Source organism: Clostridium sp. (genome assembly GCF_051656525.1).
In the GTDB taxonomy this organism is placed as follows: domain Bacteria; phylum Bacillota; class Clostridia; order Clostridiales; family Clostridiaceae; genus Clostridium.
Map to the genome: position 1 here is coordinate 1 of NZ_JBOGCC010000108.1, position 2,318 is coordinate 2,318.

Sequence of the window (2,318 nt, forward strand, 5' to 3'; positions counted from 1 at the left end):
GCCAGTGGTGATATTAGTCAAGTTGCTCAAATAAAAGCTCTTTGTGGTGATTCTTTAGATATTTATTCAGGTAATGACGATCAAATCGTTCCTATAATGTCTCTTGGTGGAAAAGGAGTTATATCAGTTTTAGCTAACCTAATTCCTAAAGAAGTTCACAATATGACTAAATTTTATTTAGACGGAAAAGTAAATGAAAGCTTAAAATTACAATTAGATAACTTAAATCTTTCAAACTCTCTTTTCCTTGAAACAAATCCTATTCCTGTAAAGACTGCTTTAAATCTTATGGGATATAATGTAGGACCACTTAGACTTCCTTTATATGATATGGATGAAAGTTTAAAAGAACAAATGATACATGAATTAAAAAATTCTAATTTAATTTAAGGAGATTTAAAATGATAAAAATTTTATTAAATGGATGTTCAGGAAAAATGGGTTCTGTTATAAGTAGAATCGCAGAAACTGACTTCGAAAACCTAGAAATAGTAGCTGGGATTGATAGACATGATAATTCATTTAATTATCCTGTTTTTAATTTACCAGAAGATGTTAATATAGAATACGATGTTTTATTAGATTTTTCAAGAGCTGATGCCTTAAAAGGTCTTATATCTCTTACTGAAAAAACTAATAAACCACTTGTTATATGTTCTACTGGATTTACAGAAGAAGATTTAGCATTTATAGATTTAAAAAGCAAAACATTACCACTTTTTAAATCTGCTAATATGTCACTTGGTATAAACCTTATTAATTCATTATTAAAAAAGGTTTCACCTCTTCTTTATGGAGATTATGATATTGAAATTATTGAAAAACATCATAATCAAAAAGTAGATGCACCAAGCGGAACTGCTCTTTTACTAGCTGATACTATAAAAGACTCATTACCTGAAGAAACTCACTATGTTCATGGTAGAGATGGACAAAAGAAAAGAGAAAAATCTGAAATTGGTATTCATGCAGTTCGTGGTGGCGGAATAGTTGGTGATCACGACGTAATTTTCGCTGGTACTGGTGAAGTTATAACCCTTTCACATAATGCAATTTCAAGAGATGTTTTTGCAATTGGCGCTTTAAAAGCTTGTGAATATATGAGTAAAATCACAAAACCTGGCATATACGATATGAACGATGTGATTGGATTATAATACCAAATTCAGTAAGCTATTTGCTACCTCTAATTTTATATAAATAGATAAAAAAGACGTGGCTGTCTCAAAAATAAAATTTGATAGCAAATCTAAGAGAAAAGCCGAATAAAATAACCCAAGTAGAATTTATTTTTTCTACTTGGGTTATTAATTTTAATTAATAACTTGTATAATGTTCGTAAAGTACAAGCTTTTGATGTAAGGACTACTATTTTGAGACAACCCCGTCTAAATTTCTATTCCATTGTTACTTTATCAAAATAAATTTGTCCAAGTACTGATGCATGAACACCTTTAATATTGCTGTTGATTCCATAAGTTTTAGTGTAATCATAGATTGGAATTATTGGCATTTCATCTAAAAGAATTTGCTCTGCTTTTGCCATATATTCAAATCTCTTAGCTGGATCTGATTCTTTTTTAGCTTTTCCTATAAGCTCATCATATTCTTTATTTGCAAAGTGAGCGTCATTATTACCCCAGCTTGATTGATCTCCATCTTTTCCACTAACCCACATATCTAAGAATGTCATTGGATCTACATAATCTGCTGACCAACCATGTCTTGAAATTTGGTATCCACCATTATTTCTTGTATTTAAGAATACTGCCCATTCTTGGTTTGTTAATTTAACATTTACACCAATTTCTTTCCAATTTTGCTCAATAACTTCCATAACTTGCTTGTGAGCACCTTCTGAGTTATACATGATTTCTAAAGTTGGTAATCCCTTACCACCTGGATATCCTGCTTTTTCTAATAGTTTTTTAGCTTCTTCTTTGTTTTTATCGAAAGCTTTTGGATCAAATTTATCTTTCTTAAAGTCTGCTCCCGAAGGATCTTTTATTCCTGCTGGAGTGAAACTTGCTGAAGGAACTTGTCCTGTTTTAGTAACATTAGTTACAATTGTTTCTCTATCAATCGCTAAAGCTAATGCGTTTCTTACATCTTTATTTTGTAGTGCTTTTCTAACTTCTGCATCTAATTTATCAGCATGGTTATTTACATTTACACATAGGAAGTAAGTTCCTAAGTTAGGGAAAGTTTGAGCTAATCCATCAGTTTTTCCTTTATCAACTAAAGCTGGATCTGTTAGACTTATTACATCAAATTCTTTATTTTGTAAACTTGCATATGCTGTATTTTCGTCAGTTACC

At 30.7% G+C, this 2,318-nt stretch carries 3 protein-coding genes; 2 read left to right on the forward strand and 1 reads right to left on the reverse strand.

What is annotated here, in order from left to right; translation table 11 throughout:
* A partial coding sequence (locus tag ACRDDY_RS04775; RefSeq protein WP_438563829.1) for a dihydrodipicolinate synthase family protein occupies positions 1 to 390 on the forward strand: 390 nt, incomplete at its 5' end.
* Positions 391 to 401: 11 nt separating this feature from the next.
* Positions 402 to 1,157: a 4-hydroxy-tetrahydrodipicolinate reductase gene (dapB, locus tag ACRDDY_RS04780; protein ID WP_438563830.1), complete on the forward strand. Its 756-nt coding sequence runs from the start codon at positions 402 to 404 to the stop codon at positions 1,155 to 1,157.
* Between the two features lie 239 nt (positions 1,158 to 1,396).
* On the opposite strand, the gene ACRDDY_RS04785 is transcribed toward dapB, so the two are convergent.
* Positions 1,397 to 2,318, reverse strand: a 922-nt coding sequence (locus ACRDDY_RS04785) for a peptide ABC transporter substrate-binding protein (protein ID WP_438563831.1), incomplete at its 5' end; no start/stop codon positions are given.

Bases quoted from the DNA above. Each gene is read 5' to 3' on its own strand.
- dapB (WP_438563830.1), top strand. From the start codon at position 402: ATGATAAAAATTTTATTAAATGGATGTTCAGGAAAAATGGGTTCTGTT.